Raw genomic sequence first — 5,079 nt, 5'->3', positions numbered from 1 at the left:
CTCTTGCACACCCACCGCCGCGTCACGCACGTGCGGTTGTTCGTGCAGGCGCGCTTCGATTTCACCCAGCTCGATGCGGTAGCCGCGAATCTTCACCTGGTGGTCGATACGCCCGACATACTCCAACACGCCATCGCTGCGGCGCCGTGCCAGGTCGCCGGTACGGTAGAGCCGCTCGCCAGGCGCGCCGAAGGGGTTGGGCACAAACACCTGGGCGGTGCGCAGCGGATCGCTGACATAGCCGCGACCGACGCCGATGCCAGCGACGCACAACTCGCCGACCGCGCCTTGAGGCACCAACTCCAAGGCACCATCGAGCAGGTACAAGCGGTTGTTGTCGGTCGGCGTACCAATTGGCAGGTAAGTACCACGGGTCGAGGCCAGGTCGACGCGGAAGAACGCCACATCATCCGAACATTCCGCCGGGCCATACGCGTTAACCAGACCGATCTGCGGATAGCGCAGCAACCACTGGTGCGCCAACTCCGGCGGCATGGCCTCCCCGGTCGGCAACATCCAGCGCAGGCCGTCGAGGCTGATACGCTCCTGGGCCAGCATGCCCTGAATCAGCGACGGCACACTCTCCAGCACGGTGATGCCCTGTGCTTGAACATGCGCCAGCAACCCTTGCGGATCATGGGCAATGGTGTTCGGCACAATATCTACCCGCGCACCAAACAGCGGTGCGGCGAGGAACTGCCAGACGGAAATATCAAAACTTTGCGAAGCGGTCTGGGCGATCACATCGGCGTCAGTCAGGTCCAGGTACGGCACCTTGCTCAGTTGATTGTTGAGCATGCCGCGCTGTTCGACCATCACGCCCTTGGGCAAGCCGGTGGAACCCGAGGTATAGATCACGTAGGCAAGGTTGTCCGGGGCGCTGTAGATACCCGGGTTTTCGCCACGGGCAGGGATTTCCTCCCACACCAGCAACTGGCAATCGACCCCTTCGAGCAACTCGATGGCCTGTTCGCGACACGCCTCGGTGCATACCAGCAAGGGTGTGCGGCTCAGGTCGATGATGCGGCTCAGGCGCGAGCCCGGCAGGCCCGGATCCAGCGGCAGGTAACCGGCGCCGGCCTTGAAGCTGCCGATGATCATGCCCAGCAGGTCCAACCCACGTTCAGCCAGCAACGCCACCGGTTGATCCTGCCCCACACCCGCCGCAATCAGCGCGTGGCCCAGGCCATTGCTGCGGCGATTCAGCTCGTCATAGCTCCATTGCTGATCGAGGCAGCTGGCGGCGATACGTTGCGGATGCTGTGCGACCTGCGCCTCGAACAACTCGATATAGCTGCGTTCCAGCGGGTAGGCATGTGCGCTCTGGTTACAGCCTTCCACGAGAAACTCACGCTCCTGCTCGCCCATCAGCGCCAGCTCGGCCATGTCGCCATGGAAGCCCTGCACCAGCGCCAGCAACAGGCGTTTGAACTCAGCGAGCATGCCTTGCACGGTGCTTTCGTCGAAATAACGCTGGTCGTAGGACAGGTGCAAACCGAGGTCATCCCCCGGATAGCACACGGCAGTCAGCGGGAAGTTGGTGTGGGTACGCCCGGAATCCGAGGTGGCGTTCAGGCTTTGCGCACGGTCCAGCACCGAGACTTCCACCGGTGCGTTCTCGAACACAAACAGGCTGTCGAACAGCGGCTGGCCCTTGGGCAATTCGCTGTGTTCCTGGATCGTCACCAGCGGCAGGTACTCGTACTCGCGCAACTGCATATTACTGTCGAGCAAAGCGCTCAACCACTGGCGCACGCTGCAAGGCTGATCATCCTCGGGCAGTTTCACCCGCAGCGCGATACTGTTGATAAACAGCCCGACGGTGCGTTGCATCTCGGGCATTTCCACCGGGCGCCCGGCCACGGTGACACCGAACAGCACGTCGCGATCGCCACTCAAACGCCGCAGCACCAGGGCCCACGCCGCCTGGGCGAAGGTGTTGACGGTAAGCTGATGCGCCTGGGCCAGTTCGCGCAGTTGCGCACCGTCGCGGGCATCCAGGCGGGTGTAGCAGTCGCCCACCACCATGCCGCCACTGCCACCGGCGTGTTCGCGCAGGAACGGGCGGTCACTCGGGATCGGCGTGGCGCGCTCGAAGCCTTGCAAGTTTTGCTGCCACCACTGGCGCGCCTCGTTGAGGTCCTGGCGTTGCAGCCAGGCAATGTAGTCGCGATAGCGCGGCGGCGTTGCCAGTTGCGCATCGCGGCCTTCGCCCAGGGCTGTGTAGATATCGAAGAAGTCATTCATCAGCAGCGAACGGCACCAGGCATCGATCAGGATGTGGTGGTTGCTCATCATGAACCAGTAGCGCGCCTCGCCCACGCGAATCAGGCGCAAGTGGAAAGGCGCCTGGTTGAGCAAGTCAAAACCGGCTTCGCGCTCGGCCTTGAGCAAGGCTTGCAGACGCGGCTCCTGCTCATCCTGCGGGTCGGCGCTCCAGTCCAGGTACTCAATCGGCGTGCTGCCGGGCTTGTGGATCACTTGCAGCATGTCTTCGCCGACGTTCCAGCAGAACGAGGCACGCAAGGCTTCGTGGCGGGCGATCACCGCTTGCCAGGCCTGGGCAAAACGCTCCGGGTCCAAGGCGCTGTTGATGCGGTAGCGGTCCTGCATGTAATACAGGCCGGTGCCCGGCTCCAGCAGGGTGTGCAGCAGCAGGCCCTCTTGCATCGGGGTCAGCGGGTAGACGTCTTCGATGGCGCTGGCGGGTACCGGCAAGGCGTCCAGTTGCACCTGGGTCAGGTGTGCCAGGGGGAAGTCGGACGGCGTGAGGCCGCCGGCATCATCCTGCAGGCAATGGGCGATAAGGCTGTGCAATTCGGCCAGGTAAGCCTCGGCCAGATCGCGAATCACCTGTTGATCATGACGCTCACGGCTGAACGTCCAACGCAGCACCAGCTCGCCGCCGTAGACCTGGCTGTCGATGCTCAGTTCATTGGGCAACGGCGCATCCGGGTCATGGGCCAGACCGGCGGTTTCCTCCAGCGGATGGAACAACGCGTCAGCGCCGAAACTCTGGTCGAACTGGCCCAGGTAGTTGAAGGTGATCTGCGCGCTCGGCAAGGCGGCCATGCTCTGTTTGCACAGGTCATCGGCCAGGTAACGCAGCACGCCATAACCCAAGCCTTTATGGGGCACACCACGCAGTTGCTCCTTGATCGCCTTGATCGAGTCGCCCTGCTCGGCCTGCGGCGTCAGGCGCAACGGATAGGCACTGGTGAACCAGCCCACGCTGCGGGTCAGGTCGATGTCATCGAACAAGGTTTCGCGGCCATGGCCTTCCAGCTGGATCAGTGCCGAGGCCTGCCCGCTCCAGCGGCACAGTACGCGGGCCAGGGCGGTCAGCAACAGGTCGTTGACCTGGGTGCGATAGGCACTCGGCGCCTGTTGCAGCAACTGCCGGGTGCGCTTGGCATCCAGGCGCACGCTGACCGTTTCGGCATCGCTATTGCGCCGTGCGCCTTGGGGACGCTGCACCGGCAAGGCCACGGCCGGGCCAGCCAATTGCGCTTGCCACAGGCTCAACTCTTCGCGCAAGGACTCACTGTGGGCATAGGCTTGCAAGCGCGCAGCCCAATCGCGCAGTGCGCTGGTCTTGGCCGGCAGGCTGACGGACTGGCCTTCACTGAGTTGGCGATAAACGTTTTGCAGGTCTTCCAGCAGGACGCGCCACGACACGCCGTCCACCACCAGGTGATGGATGGCGATCAGCAAGCGCTGCTGGCCTTGCGGCCCGTCCACCAGCAAGGCGCGCAACAGCGGCCCCTGTGCCAGGTCGAGGCTGCGCTGGGTGTCGGTGAACAACGCCGTGCACGCCTGCATGTCGCGCACCTGCGCCTGCAGCAGCACGCCACCTTCCGGCACGCCCAAGTGCTCGGCATGCCATTGCGCGCCATGCGGGGTAAAGCTCAAGCGCAGCGCGTCGTGGTGTTCCAGCACGGCCAGCAGCGCTTGCTCCAGGCGATGGGCATCGAGCAGTTGCAGTGGCTTGAGCACCAACGCCTGGTTCCAGTGCTGGCGAGCCGGGATGTCGGTGTCGAAGAACCAGTGCTGGATCGGCGTGAGGCCCGAAGGACCGGTCAGCAGCCCTTGCTCGGCGATGACGCGCTCCGAGCGGGTCGCCACGGCCGCCAGGCTTTGTACAGTCTGGTGCTGGAACAGGTCACGGGGACTGAAATGAATCCCGGCCTGGCGCGCACGGCTCACCACCTGGATCGACAGGATCGAGTCGCCGCCCAGTTCAAAGAAATTATCGTCGAGGCCGACTTGCTCCACGTTCAGCACCGCGCACCAGATGGCGGCCAGGCTGTGTTCCAGCTCACTGCGAGGGGCCACGTAGGCTTGGCGATTGGCCTCTGGGTCCGGCTCCGGCAAGGCGCGGCGGTCGAGCTTGCCGTTGGCGGTGAGTGGCATGCTTTGAAGTACGATCAGATGCGCGGGCACCATGTAGTCCGGCAGTTGCGCCTTGAGGTGCGCCTTCAACGCGTCGCGCAAGGCGGCGTGCTCGGCATCGCTGACCAGGTACGCCACCAGCTGTTTGCCGCTCGGCGCATCCAGGGCCAGCACCACTGCTTCGCGCACAGCTTCATGTTCGAGCAAGCGTGTTTCGATTTCGCCCAGTTCGATGCGGAAACCGCGAATCTTCACCTGATGGTCGATGCGCCCCAGGTACTCCACCAGGCCATCGGCGCGTTGGCGCACCAGGTCGCCGGTACGATATAAACGCCCGCCCTCGATGGCAAACGGATCCGCGACAAAGCGCTCCGCCGTCATCCCCGGACGCTGGTGATAACCCTGAGCCAGGCCGGCGCCACCGATGTACAGCTCACCGCTGGCGCCTTGGGGCACCAGCGCCAAGTCGGCGTCGAGAATGTAGGCCACGCGCTCGCCGACGATGCTGCCGATCGGCACACTGCCGGCCCCCTCCTCCAACTGCTCGGGCGCCAGGCTGGCCAGGGGCATCACCACGGTTTCGGTGGGGCCGTAGGCGTTGAAGAATAGCTGGGGCATGAATGCCGCACGGATGCGGTGCAAGTGTTCGCCGGTCAAGGCTTCGCCACCGGTGATGCACATGCGCAC

The 5,079-nt window shown here is 64.2% G+C and carries 1 protein-coding gene; it reads right to left on the bottom strand.

What is annotated here, in order from left to right:
* The coding region (locus GIW04_RS27650) for a non-ribosomal peptide synthetase (RefSeq protein WP_236479408.1) at window positions 1-5,079 on the bottom strand (5,079 nt) is incomplete at both ends.

Origin of the sequence: Pseudomonas sp. PA-4-8C, assembly GCF_021606625.1 — a bacterium.
Classification (GTDB): Bacteria; Pseudomonadota; Gammaproteobacteria; order Pseudomonadales; family Pseudomonadaceae; genus Aquipseudomonas; species Aquipseudomonas lactis.
The sequence above is the reverse complement of the archived record's forward strand: the minus strand, read 5'-3'. Positions and strand labels throughout refer to the sequence as shown.